We start from the raw sequence: 13,866 nt of genomic DNA, 5'->3' as shown, positions 1-13,866 counted from the left end.
ACTGCGTATATAGGATAGTTGGAGAAAGATCATGGCAAGATACTTGGGTCCTAAGCTCAAGCTCAGCCGCAGAGAAGGTACAGACCTTTTCCTAAAAAGCGGTGTGAGAGCAATCGATTCGAAGTGTAAGCTTGAAGCTGCACCTGGTCAACATGGCGCTCGTAAGCCACGTTTATCAGAGTACGGTTTACAGCTACGCGAGAAACAAAAAGTTCGTCGTATGTACGGTGTGCTAGAAAAGCAATTCCGTAACTACTACAAAGAAGCCGCACGTCTAAAAGGCAACACAGGTGAAAACCTACTTGGTCTTTTAGAAACTCGTTTAGATAACGTTGTTTATCGTATGGGTTTTGGTGCGACTCGTGCAGAATCACGTCAATTAGTAAGCCACAAATCAATCGTGGTTAACGGTCGTGTTGTTAACATTCCGTCATTCAAAGTGTCTGCGAATGATGTTGTAAGCATCCGTGAAAAGTCACGCACTCAAGCACGTATCAAAGCGTCTTTAGAAGTGGCTGGTCAACGCGAAAAGCCTACATGGGTAGAAGTCGACAGCGCTAAAATGGAAGGTGCTTTCAAGCGTCTACCAGAACGTAGCGACTTGTCTGCGGATATTAACGAACAGCTGATCGTCGAGCTTTACTCTAAGTAAGGCTAACAAACAAGAGAGGACACAATGCAGGGTTCTGTTACAGAATTTCTTAAACCGCGTCTCGTTGACATAGAGCAGGTTAACCCAACTCGTGCCAAGGTTACGCTAGAGCCACTAGAACGTGGTTTTGGTCACACATTAGGCAACGCGTTGCGTCGAATCTTATTGTCGTCTATGCCTGGCTGTGCAGTTACAGAAGTCGAAATCGACGGTGTATTGCATGAATACAGCAGTAAGGAAGGCGTTCAAGAAGATATCCTAGAGATATTGCTTAACCTTAAAGGTCTAGCAGTAAACATCGAGGGTAAAGATGAAGCTTTACTTACGTTAAGTAAGTCAGGCACAGGCCCTGTTACTGCAGCAGATATCACTCATGATGGCGATGTAACCATCATGAATCCTGATCATGTTATCTGTCATTTGACTGGTAACAATGATATCAGCATGCGTATCCGCGTTGAGCGTGGTCGTGGTTATGTACCAGCTTCGGCTCGTGCACAAACTGAAGACGATGATCGCCCAATCGGTCGTTTGTTGGTTGATGCTTCATTCTCACCTGTTGCTCGCATTGCTTACAATGTTGAAGCAGCACGTGTTGAACAACGTACTGATTTGGATAAACTCGTTATTGATATGACCACTAATGGTACTATCGATCCTGAGGAAGCCATTCGTCGTTCTGCAACAATTCTAGCTGAACAGTTAGATGCGTTTGTTGAATTACGTGATGTTACCGAAACAGCCGTTGTCGAAGAGAAACCGGAATTTGATCCGATTCTGTTGCGTCCTGTCGACGATTTAGAGCTAACTGTACGTTCAGCCAACTGTTTGAAGGCTGAAGCGATTCATTACATCGGAGATCTCGTACAGCGCACTGAAGTTGAGTTGCTCAAGACTCCTAATTTAGGTAAGAAATCTCTTACTGAAATTAAGGATGTATTAGCGTCTCGCGGACTATCTTTAGGTATGCGTCTAGAAAACTGGCCTCCAGCTAGTTTAGCAGACGACCTATAAGTCCCAGGTTAGTACAAGATTAAAGATTATAAGGATTAGGTCATGCGCCATCGTAAGAGTGGTCGTCAACTAAACCGCAACAGCAGTCATCGCCAAGCTATGTTTCGTAACATGGCTAGCTCATTAGTCCGTCATGAGATCATCAAGACGACTGTAGCTAAAGCGAAAGAACTGCGCCGCGTAGTTGAGCCTCTGATAACACTAGCTAAAGTAGACAGCGTTGCAAATCGCCGTTTAGCTTTTGCTCGTACCCGCGACGCTGAAGTTGTAGGTAAGTTATTCACAGAATTGGGTCCACGCTTCCAGGAACGTCCTGGTGGTTACACTCGTATTCTAAAGTGCGGTCTACGTACCGGTGATAAAGCTCCAATGGCTTTCATCGAATTAGTAGGTCGTCCTGAAGCTGCTGAAGCTGTTGAAGTTGAAGCTGCTGAGTAATTATTAATTACTCACTTAAAAAACCGAGCTTAGGCTCGGTTTTTTTATATCTAAAATTCAAACTTTCATTTCATATTTTTTCAATTTCACACATTAATTCCTTGCATACATTAATCAAGCTGCTTTGCTCACTGGCTCACTGGCTCACTGGCTCACTGGCTCACTGGCTCACTGGCTCACTGGCCTGGCTCACTGGCTCACTGGCTCACTGGCTCACTGGGCTCACTGGCTCACTGGCTCACTGGCTCACTGGCTCACTGGCTCACTGGCTCACTGGCTCACTGGCTCACTGGCTCACTGGCTCACTGGCTCACTGGCTCACTGGCTCACTGGCTCACTGGCTCACTGGCTCACTGGCTCACTGGCTCACTGGCTCACTGGCTCACTGGCTCACTGGCTCACTGGCTCACTGGCTCACTGGCTCACTGGCTCACTGGCTCACTGGCTCACTGGCTCACTGGCCCCTCCCCACTGGCTCACTGGCTCACTGGCTCACTGGCTCACTGGCTCACTGGCTCACTGGCTCACTGGCTCACTGGCTCACTGGCTCACTGGCTCACTGGCTCACTGGCTCACTGGCTCACTGGCTCACTGGCTTATAGCTTGGATAGTTCTAATAATCAGTCCTCTGAGTTATGAACCTATATGTGCAAGTAAACCGATCGAGTACCAAATTTAAGCCAAAAAAAATGCCAATCATGAGATTGGCATTTTATTATTCAAACGAGATTATTGGTATTTATAACCTTCGGTTTGCTTCTGTTCTGAATAGTCTAGCTTTTCATGGGTCTTACCCATTGCTTCAGCGACTTCAGGCGGCATATAGTTTTCATCATGCTTAGCGAGCACTTCTGTAGCTTCAATAGTGTCTTCGCTAATCAACACACCTTGTGCAACGATACCTTGTCCTTCACGGAATAAGTCAGGCAATAGGTCATCAAAAGTGACAGTAATTGCACCACCAAAAGCATCATGAATTTCAAACTCTACATGTAAGCTATTTGGGTCACGAACCATGGTTCCTTCTGTTACCATGCCACCAACTCGAATGCGTTGGCCGATTTCCGGTTTCTCACCTGTATCCTTCTTACCATTGACGATTTCATATGGAGTAAAGAATAAGTTCAAGTTTGAGTTAAGTGCATATAATAGCAATGAAGCAATACCAGCAACACCAGCAATCAATGCAACGGCAAGTGTGAGTCTTTTTTTACGTCTTGAGTTCACTATCTACTACTCCTAGTTTCTTTTAGGCGGTCTTCTCTTTCCATCTTTTTAGCGATTTCCAGTAAGACTTTCTTTTTTTGGCGAAGGCTTAAGAATAATAAGATTCCTAAACTGCCGAACGTAACACCGTATGACAGCCATACATAAAAAGCATAGCCGCCCATGTTTAAAAATTCTGAGAAAGATTCGAATTGTATCATTTCGATGCCTCCGCTTTAGCTAATTCTCTTACCCAAGGGCGCATACCATTTCTAGCTAAAATTTCAGCTTTGTAGCGCACTAATGTTATTGCACCAATCATTAGACCGAAACCAAAGATATTGATTAGCAGTGGTGCAAGCATTTCCATCGGCATTGCAGATTTTTCAGTAATTTTAATCGTTGCAGGCTGATGCAAGCTACTCCACCAATCAACCGAGTACTTAATAATTGGAATATTAATGACGCCGACAATTGCTAGAATACCAGCTGCGCGAGCTGCTAGTACTTTATCTTCAAAAGATGCATATAGTGAAATGACACCTAGATATAAGAATAGTAGAACTAATTCTGAAGTTAAGCGCGCATCCCATACCCACCAAGTGCCCCACATAGGTTTACCCCATGATGCACCCGTTAATAATGCGATGAAGGTAATGACTGCACCAATTGGTGCAATTGAAGCAGCAACCCAGTCAGCAGTCTTAATTTGCCATACAATGCCAACGAATGAAGCTGATGCCATAGCCATGTATGCAGCCATTGACATTGAAGCCGCTGGTACATGGATATAGATAATTCGGAAACTTTCACCTTGTTGGTAATCCATTGGCGCAAACAACATGCCCCAAATAGTACCAACACTGATCAGCAATATGGCTGAAAAAGCAAACCAAGGTAATAGTGTTCCTGCTAATTTATATGCACGCTCTGGATCAGCGTAAGAATGAAGCCATTTCCACATATCAGTTTGTACTCACTCGTAATGATGCACCAATAGCAAATGGTGCCATAATTAATGATCCGACCAACATTGCACCAATAATGGCAAGTTGTCCGGTATAAGGTAAATTTAATCCTGCTGCATCTATAGCACTAGTTGCAAAGATTAAAACGGGTATATAAAGCGGTAAAATTAGCAAGCTAAGTAATACACCGCCTTTTCTCAAACCTACGGTTAATGCAACACCGATAGCTCCTAGAAGCGAAAGCACTGGGGTTCCCACTGTTAAGGTGAGTATCAGTGCAGTATAGCTATTGCTTTCTAAATGCAACAATACTGCTAATAGTGGTGCTACCAAAATCAATGGTACACCAGTTAAAATCCAGTGAGCCAATACTTTTGATAATACTAATATAGGCAAAGGCTGTGGACTTAACAGCATTTGCTCTAAACTACCGTCATTAAAATCTGCTTTAAATAATCGTTCTAGTGATAACATCGAAGCCAGTAGCGCTGCAACCCAGATAATGCCAGGTGCAACTCTAGAAAGAACCTGAGGTTCTGGGCCTATCCCTAATGGGAATAAGGTGACAACTAAAACGAAAAATAATAGCGGATTGAAAATATCGCCACGATGCCTGACCGCAATTTTTAAATCCCGTTGCAACAATGTCAGGAATGCTTGAGTGTAACTGATGCCTCTTTTCATTGTTGTACCTTATACGAAACGATAGTCTAATTTGATCTTGCGAAGGACATCATCGGTTATCAGACTCATGTCTTGGTGAGTGGTCATGATTACGCAGCCACCTCTTTGAGTATGTTCGATAAACAATTGTTCCAACTCTTCCACACCTTTTTTATCAATTGCTGTAAATGGTTCATCTAAAATCCAAATACGACAATTAGTGTGCCAAAGGCGTGCTAGTGCAGTCCTTCTGTGTTGGCCTGCTGATAAATGTCCAGCGAGTGCCTCTTCGAAGCCGCCTAGATTAACTTTTGCGAGTAAATCATAACTATCAAAGTCATCATACCCGCTTAACCTTAAATTGAAGTTAAGGTTTTCATCTGCTGTTAACTCACTTTTAACACCTGCTAAATGACCAAGGTAAAGTAAGTCTTCATTAAATTCGTCACGGCATTGGTTAATGTCGGTATCAATGTATTGTATTTCGCCAGCGTAAGGTCGGGACAATCCGGCAATTATACGAAGTAAACTGGTTTTACCTGCACCATTTGGACCTTCGATTTGGACAATGTCACCAGCATTAATTTCAAAACTTAATTGATCAAAGAGAATGCGGTCTTCACGAATACAAGTTAATTCGTTTGCCCTGACTAACGATTTCTGTTGATTGCTGTCTGTCACTTAGCCCTCGTTAATGAGTTGAGGATGAATACACAATGAATATTAACATAAACACAATTAAGGGTTTAGCATTCAAGTCATCTATGTGCTAGGTATTTGAAGTGGTTCCAATAAAATACATCTTATGTGAACTTTTTCATGATTCTCTAATATATTACTGTATATCGGTTTATTGTCTTATTTTGAATGAGAAGGTGAGATTCTTATCACAAAAAGGTGAGTTTTATTGAAGTTTGTAGTAATCTGATGACGATTTAATAAGTCTGCCTGCTTGAAAGGTGGCATTGAGCTTTGAATTTATTTGCATTTAGGAACGATGAACATGAAAAAATTATTAGCAATGACTGCAGTTGCTGCATTGACTTTGTCTTCGAACGTTTTCGCTCAAGATGGCGAAGCTGTTTATAACAAAGCGTGTCAAGTATGTCACAGCATGGGAGTTGCTGGTGCACCAAAAGCACACGATGCCGCTGCTTGGGAGCCTCGTTTAGCTACTGGTATGGATGCATTAGTAGGTACTGTTAAAACGGGTAAAGGCGCTATGCCACCAGGTGGCATGTGTACTGACTGTACAGATGAAGATTACCAAAAAGCAATTGAGTTTATGTCTAAGTAATATTTAGCAGACTCAAAAAAACCGGCCTATAGCCGGTTTTTTTATGCGTACAAATTAGTACGCATTCAGTAGATTACTAATTTACTGTACAACAGTATCTAAAGTTAGAGTCGCTTCTTTACCGACTTCTACAGAAGCTACAACACCTTTTAAGTCACCAGTTTGAGCTTTAACGCTACCGTGTTTAGACAAGACTGCAATGATTTCGACATTTTCTGCATTGCTTAACTTAACATCACCACCCATAGACGTTGTATCATCTAATGTGACCGTAGTAGGTAGGCTGTTTGCGCTAATTTTGGTTGCTGCAAGTGGTACTTTAGGACCTTGAGTTGAACGAGCAAAGATAAACACCATGTCAGTTGAACTGACTTTATCAGCTAGCTCTGGTGAAATAACAATCTCAACATCGACAGTCTTAGCTGAAGTCCCTTGTGACATTGGGTTATGGTTACTGTCATTTGGCATAACGCCTGTTTCAGCAGAAATTCTCATTTTAGCTGATTCAATTGCATTCATTACTGCAGTGCGGTCAATATCGCTACGCCCACTATCTAAGATAGTTTGCCAAGCTGTAATCGCCGCTTGGTAGTCAGCTGTAAAGAATGAATCCATACCGACAAGCAGTAATGTTGATGGATCCTGTGGATCTAACGCCAATGATTCATCTACTAGCGCTTGAATCTGAGGATTCATTTGTTGGCCATTTTTGTAGTACATTGCTGTTGCTTTAGGGCCAAGCAACTCTGCAGCTGTACCAACTAATTCCATTACTTTATCAAATGATGCAATAGCATGATCAAACTGATTAGCTGAAATATATGCATGACCTAAACTGAACCAAGCTTGGCTATTTTCAGGATCTGCTTGAACTTGTTGCTCCATCATCTGTACGCGTTGAGCCATGATTTGCTCGTTCGTCATACCTTGGTGCGGGCTTGCTTCTGCTTGTGGTGGATTAGCTATCTCTTTATATGCACCAAGCTGTTGATAGAAATATCCAGAAATAGCTAAAAGACAAATAGTCATCACTGATGGCCATAAGATCCCTTTCGCTTTTATTTTCGTATCAAGCGAATCATCGCCTTCTTGCTTCATATCTTGTAGAAGGCCAATTTCGAGTTCTTTTTTTAGTGCATCGAACTCTGCTTGATCAAGTAAGCCTTCTTCGAGTTCTTTTTCCAGAACGCTTGCACGTTCATTAAATAGCTCTAAGTTTGTTTGCTTACGCACGCCTGATTCTTCAGCAGATAACATTTTTTGCTGACGAAAATGTGGTACCCAAATCAGCATTAAACTGATTACTACGACAAGAGTAATAAATATCCAAAATGTGGTCATTGTTTCAATATTCACTTTTAGGTTGCTGAAAAAACAGGGCGGATTTGCCGCCTTACTTGAGCTAGATTATACGTAAAGATGATTCATTGAACAGTAATATACGATATAACCGAGCCAGAATCGTCATAGTTGGGCACTGGTTCACAGATTATTAAGCAATAAAAAAACTTACGAAACTAAAGTGAACTTTTTCTGTCATATGCTGAACAGTTGATAACTAGGTGTTTTTACTCTCCATTTTTTTGAGAATGAGACAAGTCACCCAGTTTTGCATGAAAGTGGCAGACATAAACAACAGCAACTACTAAAATATACACAAAATTCGTATTAGCTAATGTTAATATCACTGTTTTAAAGCATTATGTTAGATATGCGTTGGTTTAACCTTTTATATGGTTAAGGCAACTTTTTTAAAATTGAGGAATACCCATGATCCCAGAACTTGGACACTTCTCGCTCATTATCGGTTTGGCTTTCGCCATTCTTTTAATGACCGTGCCGTTATTTGGTGCAGCCCGTAAGGACCAGTATCTCGTAAGATATGCTTGGCCTATTTGTTACGGTATGTTCTTTTTTATCACTCTTTCGGTCATCAGCTTAGGCTATAGTTTTGCTGTTGATGATTTCTCTGTGGCATACGTTGCACATCACTCCAACTCACAACTTCCTATTTTCTTTAAAATAGCAGCAGTTTGGGGTGGCCATGAAGGTTCATTACTTTTCTGGGTATTTTCACTAACGGTTTGGGCTGCTGCAGTTGCTACCTTTAGTAAAGGCATGGAAGAAGTATTCATCGCTCGGGTGCTTTCAGTACTTGCAATGGTGATTGTTGGTTTCACATTATTTATGATTCTAACATCTAGTCCATTCGAACGTATTTTCCCAATTCCAATGGAAGGTCGCGATTTAAACCCAATGTTGCAAGATGTGGGTCTTATTTTCCATCCTCCAATGCTTTATCTGGGTTATGTTGGTTTTGCTGTTAGCTTTGCTTTTGCTATTGCTGCCTTAATGAGTGGACGTTTAGATTCTGCATGGGCTCGTTGGTCACGTCCTTGGACATTAGCAGCTTGGGTATTCTTAACAGGCGGTATCTCTCTTGGTTCTTGGTGGGCATATTACGAACTAGGCTGGGGCGGATGGTGGTTCTGGGATCCAGTTGAAAATGCATCGTTTATGCCTTGGTTGATTGGTACCGCACTTGTTCATTCACTTATCGTGACTGAAAAACGTGGTGCCTTCCGTAACTGGACGGTATTACTTTCTATCTTTGCTTTCTCGTTAAGCTTACTTGGTACCTTTATCGTTCGTTCTGGTGTATTGACCTCAGTACATTCATTCGCAGCAGATCCTAGCCGTGGTATGTTTATCTTACTATTACTCGGATTGGCGATTGGCGGCTCCTTAACCTTATTCGCATTGCGAGCAAGCGAAATGAGTAGCCCAGCTCGATTTGAATTAAAGTCTAAAGAAACCTTCTTATTAGTGTGTAACGTGCTACTGACAGTTGCTGCTGGTACCGTGTTACTTGGAACACTATACCCACTGCTAATTGATGCATTAGGTATGGGTAAGATTTCTGTAGGACCTCCATACTTCAACTCAGTATTCGTACCAATCGTACTAGTGCTATTTGGCTTTATGGGTATTGGCCCGATCATCCGCTGGAAGAAATCTAAAGCGGGTGAAATTAAGCGTCAGTTACTTATCCCAGCAATCGTTGCTGCAGTGGTAGGCCTTGCAACACCGTTTATCGCAGGTAACGAATTAAACCTTTGGGTTGTATTTGGTATTGGTGCTGCGACATGGGTAGCATTGGCAACCTTCAGAGCTGCTTATAACTTACTGACTGATAAAAACGGCAAATTTACCATTAACAAGATGGGCCGTAGCGAAATGGGTATGATCATTGCTCATTTAGGTATTGCTGTTTCAATTGTGGGTGCCACTATGGTATCTAACTACTCAATTGAGAAAAGTGTTCGTATGGGCCCTGGTATCAGTGAAGAGTTAGCCGGTTACACCTTTAACTACATTGAAACTAAAAATGTGGTTGGTCCAAACTACACTGCGCAACAAGGTCAGATAGAAGTTTATCAAGATGACAAGTTTGTCACATTATTGCGACCAGATCGCCGTCAATATAATGTACGTACAATGGATATGACTGAAGCGGGTATTGATTGGGGCTTATTCCGTGATTTATATGTCACGATGGGCGACCCTTTAAGTATGACTCAATTTGCTGTACGTCTTAACTATAAACCATTTGTGCGTTGGATTTGGTTTGGTTCAATCTTTATGATGGTAGGTGGTTTCCTCGCAGCGTCAGATAAACGCTACCGTGTAAAAGAAACCAAAACTGCTAAAGATGATGCAGAACAAGCAAAATTAGCGACTGCTTAATATATCGGAGAAAATATGAAAAAGTTGGTGCTGTTTATACCATTGGTATTGTTTTTGGGGATGGGAGTTTTTCTATATCAAGGGTTATTCTTAAATCCGCAAAAGCTGGATTCAGCACTAGAAGGAAAGCCGGTACCGGCTTTCCAACTTGAACGTCTCGAGACGCCAGGTGAAATACTAACGGAAGCGGATTTAAAAGGTGAAGTGTCATTAATCAATGTATGGGCAACGTGGTGCCCAGCTTGTAAATATGAACACCCATATTTAATGATGCTAGCCCGTCAGGATATTTTACCGATTTATGGTATTAACTATCGTGACGAGCGTGGACCAGCTATCAGAGAATTAAGCCGTGAAGGTGATCCTTATGCGATTAACATTTTTGATAAAGATGGCCGTTTAGGTTTAGACCTTGGCGTATATGGCGCACCAGAAAGTTTTATTGTTGATCATAACGGTATTATCCGTTTTCGCTATGCAGGTCCGATTGATCGCAATGTTTGGAGTGAAACGCTTTACCCAATGATTCAACAATTACAAGCTGAAGCTAAGCAAGACGGAGTATAGGAATGAAAACATTAAAAATACTTGCTGGGTTTGTGGCAAGTTTAGTTTTGGCTTTCAATGTTATGGCAACTCCAGTAGATACTTATGAATTTAAGTCTACGGATAATCAAAAGCGAGCATTAAGCTTAGCGCATGAATTGCGTTGTCCACAGTGTCAGAATCAAAACTTAATTGATTCTAACTCTCCTGTTGCTCAGGACTTAAGACTTGAAGTCTACACAATGGTAGATGAAGGTAAAAGTGATGCTGAAATCGTTGATTTCATGACAAGCCGTTATGGTGACTTTGTACTATATAAGCCAAGATTAGATCCAAAGACCTATATTTTATGGCTTGGGCCATTTGTATTAATGCTGATCGCACTTTATGTTGCATTGGTTGTGGTTCGTAAACAGCGTGGTAAATCAACAGCTGCTCCGGAAATGTCTGAAGCAGAAAGAGAAGAACTCGAGGCGCTGCTAAAAAGCAAACCAAGTGAAGGTGAAAAATCATGAAAGCCGTGATTAAAGCACTCGTGTTAAGTGCATTAGTCGTAACGGGTATTGTTAATGCTTATCCTGGAATGGAAAAGCAACAACAGCATGTTAGTAATTCAACTTTAGATAAAATCAATGTACTTGAGAATCCTTTTCCAATTGCACACATAGGTTTTAGTGATGCAGAAGGTAAAGAAGTCGATTTTGAAGCGCATAAAGGTAAAGTCGTTATCGTCAACATGTGGGCGACGTGGTGCCCACCTTGTGTAAGAGAGCTACCAGCTCTAGACCGATTAGAGCAAAGCCTAAGTAAAGATGAATTTGTCCTTATGCCAATCTCGATCGATGCTGAAGGTACAAAACAAGTTAGTCCATTCTTAGAGTCAATTGGTCTAGCGTCGTTTAACTCTTATTACGATCCAAGACAAAACCTACGTGAAGTGTTTCCACTAGACACAATACCAGCGACCTTTATCTTGAATAAAGAAGGAGAGCTTGTCGCTTACGTTAGAACTTATGTTGATTGGGATGATAAAAACGCTATCGCTTTTTTAGAGCAGTTTCAGTAATACATATAGAGAAGACAAACTACAAAGCTAAGTATTGCGTTTAAATTAAGCAAAATTACGCAGGATTGATTAAAAAAGATCGCTTTTGATGAAAAACTCATCAAGCGATCTTTTTTTTGCGTTTTTATTACAAAAAGCCCTTGCACGGTTTCATAATCTCCCTATAATGCGCATCCACTGACACGGCAACAGGCACTAGCCAACACTGAGTCTGCTTGATTTGAAGCGGTTTTAACCACCTTAAATCAACGGCGAAAAGAAGTTTGAAAAAACACTTGACGCTGACAACGGGAAGTGTAGAATACGCATCCCTGACCAACACGGTCAACGCTCTTTAACAATCAAACAAGTAAATCTGTGTGGACACTCACAGGTGTTGAGTTAATCGAAATTGTCACTTAGGTGGCAATCAAAATTATTATCAATGTAACGATGAGTGTTCATAGCAATATGTAACAAACAGGATGTAGATTCTTCCGAGTCTGCATAATGTAATCAGAATTCATTGAGCCGAAGCATTTTCGAATGTTTCAAAAAACTTTAATTGAAGAGTTTGATCATGGCTCAGATTGAACGCTGGCGGCAGGCCTAACACATGCAAGTCGAGCGGTAACAGAAAGTAGCTTGCTACTTTGCTGACGAGCGGCGGACGGGTGAGTAATGCCTAGGGATCTGCCCAGTCGAGGGGGATAACAGTTGGAAACGACTGCTAATACCGCATACGCCCTACGGGGGAAAGGAGGGGACCTTCGGGCCTTTCGCGATTGGATGAACCTAGGTGGGATTAGCTAGTTGGTAAGGTAATGGCTTACCAAGGCGACGATCCCTAGCTGTTCTGAGAGGATGATCAGCCACACTGGGACTGAGACACGGCCCAGACTCCTACGGGAGGCAGCAGTGGGGAATATTGCACAATGGGGGAAACCCTGATGCAGCCATGCCGCGTGTGTGAAGAAGGCCTTCGGGTTGTAAAGCACTTTCAGTAGGGAGGAAAGGTAGCAGCTTAATACGTTGTTGCTGTGACGTTACCTACAGAAGAAGGACCGGCTAACTTCGTGCCAGCAGCCGCGGTAATACGAGGGGTCCAAGCGTTAATCGGAATTACTGGGCGTAAAGCGTACGCAGGCGGTTCATTAAGCCAGATGTGAAATCCCCGGGCTCAACCTGGGAATTGCATTTGGAACTGGTGAACTAGAGTCTTGTAGAGGGGGGTAGAATTTCAGGTGTAGCGGTGAAATGCGTAGAGATCTGAAGGAATACCGGTGGCGAAGGCGGCCCCCTGGACAAAGACTGACGCTCATGTACGAAAGCGTGGGGAGCAAACAGGATTAGATACCCTGGTAGTCCACGCCGTAAACGATGTCTACTCGGAGTTTGGTGCCTTGAGCACTGGGCTCCCAAGCTAACGCATTAAGTAGACCGCCTGGGGAGTACGGCCGCAAGGTTAAAACTCAAATGAATTGACGGGGGCCCGCACAAGCGGTGGAGCATGTGGTTTAATTCGATGCAACGCGAAGAACCTTACCTACTCTTGACATCCAGAGAACTTTCCAGAGATGGATTGGTGCCTTCGGGAACTCTGAGACAGGTGCTGCATGGCTGTCGTCAGCTCGTGTTGTGAAATGTTGGGTTAAGTCCCGCAACGAGCGCAACCCCTATCCTTATTTGCCAGCGCGTAATGGCGGGAACTCTAGGGAGACTGCCGGTGATAAACCGGAGGAAGGTGGGGACGACGTCAAGTCATCATGGCCCTTACGAGTAGGGCTACACACGTGCTACAATGGCGAGTACAGAGGGTTGCAAAGCCGCAAGGTCTAGCTAATCTCATAAAGCTCGTCGTAGTCCGGATTGGAGTCTGCAACTCGACTCCATGAAGTCGGAATCGCTAGTAATCGTAGATCAGAATGCTACGGTGAATACGTTCCCGGGCCTTGTACACACCGCCCGTCACACCATGGGAGTGGGCTGCACCAGAAGTAGATAGTCTAACCTTCGGGAGGACGTTTACCACGGTGTGGTTCATGACTGGGGTGAAGTCGTAACAAGGTAGCCCTAGGGGAACCTGGGGCTGGATCACCTCCTTACCTATACGACTAACTTGATGTTTGTTGAGTGTTCACACAGATTGCTTGTTACTCCTTTATGGAGTTGAGCGAAATGCGCCGCCAGCCGGTTAGCATTGTTCTTTAACAATTTGGAAAGCTGATAGTATTTAATACGATGATGTCTGTCGTTGTATTAATTACAAATCGTATTACTGAGAAGTTAA

At 42.8% G+C, this 13,866-nt stretch carries 15 protein-coding genes and 1 rRNA gene; 10 read left to right on the top strand and 6 right to left on the bottom strand.

Annotated features, from left to right (window positions below):
- The first annotated feature begins 31 nt into the window (after positions 1–31).
- The 4 genes from rpsD to SJ2017_RS21560 all read left to right on the top strand — a co-directional run bounded on the left by rpsD (position 32) and on the right by SJ2017_RS21560 (position 2,706).
- Positions 32–652, top strand: coding sequence for a 30S ribosomal protein S4 (gene rpsD, locus SJ2017_RS20150; protein ID WP_055026488.1), 621 nt, complete (start codon positions 32–34; stop codon positions 650–652).
- A gap of 24 nt (positions 653–676) precedes the next feature.
- Positions 677–1,666, top strand: coding sequence for a DNA-directed RNA polymerase subunit alpha (locus tag SJ2017_RS20145; protein ID WP_055026487.1), 990 nt, complete (start codon positions 677–679; stop codon positions 1,664–1,666).
- A 42-nt stretch (positions 1,667–1,708) separates the two neighbouring features.
- Positions 1,709–2,104, top strand: coding sequence for a 50S ribosomal protein L17 (rplQ, locus tag SJ2017_RS20140; protein ID WP_055026486.1), 396 nt, complete (start codon positions 1,709–1,711; stop codon positions 2,102–2,104).
- Between the two features lie 101 nt (positions 2,105–2,205).
- A complete protein-coding gene (locus SJ2017_RS21560; protein ID WP_156003394.1) occupies positions 2,206–2,706 on the top strand; it encodes a hypothetical protein in 501 nt (166 codons plus the stop codon).
- A 127-nt stretch (positions 2,707–2,833) separates the two neighbouring features.
- Here the strand turns inward: SJ2017_RS21560 and ccmE are convergent, their stop codons facing one another.
- Genes ccmE through ccmA form a run of 5 tightly spaced genes read right to left on the bottom strand, consistent with a single transcriptional unit; the run spans position 2,834 to position 5,622 of the window.
- Positions 2,834–3,331 carry a cytochrome c maturation protein CcmE gene (gene ccmE / locus SJ2017_RS20125; protein WP_055026518.1) on the bottom strand — a complete coding sequence of 166 codons (498 nt, stop codon included), beginning with the start codon at positions 3,329–3,331 and terminating at the stop codon, positions 2,834–2,836.
- A complete protein-coding gene (ccmD, locus tag SJ2017_RS20120) occupies positions 3,331–3,528 on the bottom strand; it encodes a heme exporter protein CcmD (protein WP_055026527.1) in 198 nt (65 codons plus the stop codon). Before ccmD ends, ccmE begins: the two co-directional genes overlap by 1 nt.
- Positions 3,528–4,274: a heme ABC transporter permease gene (locus SJ2017_RS20115; protein WP_055026519.1), complete on the bottom strand. Its 747-nt coding sequence runs from the start codon at positions 4,272–4,274 to the stop codon at positions 3,528–3,530. Before SJ2017_RS20115 ends, ccmD begins: the two co-directional genes overlap by 1 nt.
- 1 nt (position 4,275) lies before the next feature.
- A complete protein-coding gene (gene ccmB, locus SJ2017_RS20110) occupies positions 4,276–4,962 on the bottom strand; it encodes a heme exporter protein CcmB (protein ID WP_055026520.1) in 687 nt (228 codons plus the stop codon).
- A 9-nt stretch (positions 4,963–4,971) separates the two neighbouring features.
- Complete coding sequence (gene ccmA, locus SJ2017_RS20105; RefSeq protein ID WP_055026521.1) at positions 4,972–5,622, bottom strand: cytochrome c biogenesis heme-transporting ATPase CcmA; 651 nt, start codon at positions 5,620–5,622, stop codon at positions 4,972–4,974.
- 322 nt (positions 5,623–5,944) lie between these two features.
- Here ccmA and SJ2017_RS20100 point away from each other — a divergent pair, with 322 nt between their 5' ends.
- Entirely contained in the window at positions 5,945–6,238 is a 294-nt protein-coding gene (locus tag SJ2017_RS20100; protein ID WP_055026522.1) for a c-type cytochrome, read from the top strand.
- 81 nt (positions 6,239–6,319) lie between these two features.
- Here SJ2017_RS20100 and ccmI read toward each other — a convergent pair whose 3' ends face one another.
- Positions 6,320–7,579 (bottom strand): c-type cytochrome biogenesis protein CcmI, encoded by a 1,260-nt coding sequence (gene ccmI, locus SJ2017_RS20095; protein WP_080917540.1) that lies wholly within the window; start codon positions 7,577–7,579, stop codon positions 6,320–6,322.
- A gap of 429 nt (positions 7,580–8,008) precedes the next feature.
- On the opposite strand from ccmI, the gene SJ2017_RS20090 reads away from it, so the two are divergent.
- The 5 genes from SJ2017_RS20090 to SJ2017_RS20070 all read left to right on the top strand — a co-directional run bounded on the left by SJ2017_RS20090 (position 8,009) and on the right by SJ2017_RS20070 (position 13,681).
- Positions 8,009–9,985 (top strand): heme lyase CcmF/NrfE family subunit, encoded by a 1,977-nt coding sequence (locus SJ2017_RS20090; protein WP_080917152.1) that lies wholly within the window; start codon positions 8,009–8,011, stop codon positions 9,983–9,985.
- 15 nt (positions 9,986–10,000) lie between these two features.
- On the top strand, positions 10,001–10,552 hold the full coding sequence (locus SJ2017_RS20085; RefSeq protein WP_055026524.1) for a DsbE family thiol:disulfide interchange protein: 552 nt from the start codon (positions 10,001–10,003) through the stop codon (positions 10,550–10,552).
- A 2-nt stretch (positions 10,553–10,554) separates the two neighbouring features.
- A complete protein-coding gene (nrfF, locus tag SJ2017_RS20080; protein ID WP_055026525.1) occupies positions 10,555–11,046 on the top strand; it encodes a heme lyase NrfEFG subunit NrfF in 492 nt (163 codons plus the stop codon).
- On the top strand, positions 11,043–11,597 hold the full coding sequence (locus tag SJ2017_RS20075) for a TlpA disulfide reductase family protein (protein ID WP_055026526.1): 555 nt from the start codon (positions 11,043–11,045) through the stop codon (positions 11,595–11,597). The genes nrfF and SJ2017_RS20075 overlap by 4 nt, the downstream gene beginning before the upstream one ends.
- Positions 11,598–12,138: 541 nt before the next feature.
- A 16S ribosomal RNA gene (locus SJ2017_RS20070) occupies positions 12,139–13,681 on the top strand.
- Positions 13,682–13,866 lie beyond the last annotated feature (185 nt).

Origin of the sequence: Shewanella japonica (assembly GCF_002075795.1) — a bacterium.
Taxonomy (GTDB): domain Bacteria; phylum Pseudomonadota; class Gammaproteobacteria; order Enterobacterales; family Shewanellaceae; genus Shewanella; species Shewanella japonica.
The sequence above is the reverse complement of the archived record's forward strand: the minus strand, read 5'-3'. Positions and strand labels throughout refer to the sequence as shown.

Coding starts and splice junctions, on each gene's coding strand:
- nrfF (WP_055026525.1), top strand. CDS start 10,555: ATGAAAACATTAAAAATACTTGCTGGGTTTGTGGCAAGTTTAGTTTTG.
- SJ2017_RS20115 (WP_055026519.1), bottom strand. CDS start 4,274: ATGTGGAAATGGCTTCATTCTTACGCTGATCCAGAGCGTGCATATAAA.
- ccmB (WP_055026520.1), bottom strand. CDS start 4,962: ATGAAAAGAGGCATCAGTTACACTCAAGCATTCCTGACATTGTTGCAA.
- rplQ (WP_055026486.1), top strand. CDS start 1,709: ATGCGCCATCGTAAGAGTGGTCGTCAACTAAACCGCAACAGCAGTCAT.
- SJ2017_RS20100 (WP_055026522.1), top strand. CDS start 5,945: ATGAAAAAATTATTAGCAATGACTGCAGTTGCTGCATTGACTTTGTCT.
- SJ2017_RS20145 (WP_055026487.1), top strand. CDS start 677: ATGCAGGGTTCTGTTACAGAATTTCTTAAACCGCGTCTCGTTGACATA.
- SJ2017_RS20090 (WP_080917152.1), top strand. CDS start 8,009: ATGATCCCAGAACTTGGACACTTCTCGCTCATTATCGGTTTGGCTTTC.
- rpsD (WP_055026488.1), top strand. CDS start 32: ATGGCAAGATACTTGGGTCCTAAGCTCAAGCTCAGCCGCAGAGAAGGT.
- SJ2017_RS20085 (WP_055026524.1), top strand. CDS start 10,001: ATGAAAAAGTTGGTGCTGTTTATACCATTGGTATTGTTTTTGGGGATG.
- ccmI (WP_080917540.1), bottom strand. CDS start 7,579: ATGACCACATTTTGGATATTTATTACTCTTGTCGTAGTAATCAGTTTA.
- SJ2017_RS20075 (WP_055026526.1), top strand. CDS start 11,043: ATGAAAGCCGTGATTAAAGCACTCGTGTTAAGTGCATTAGTCGTAACG.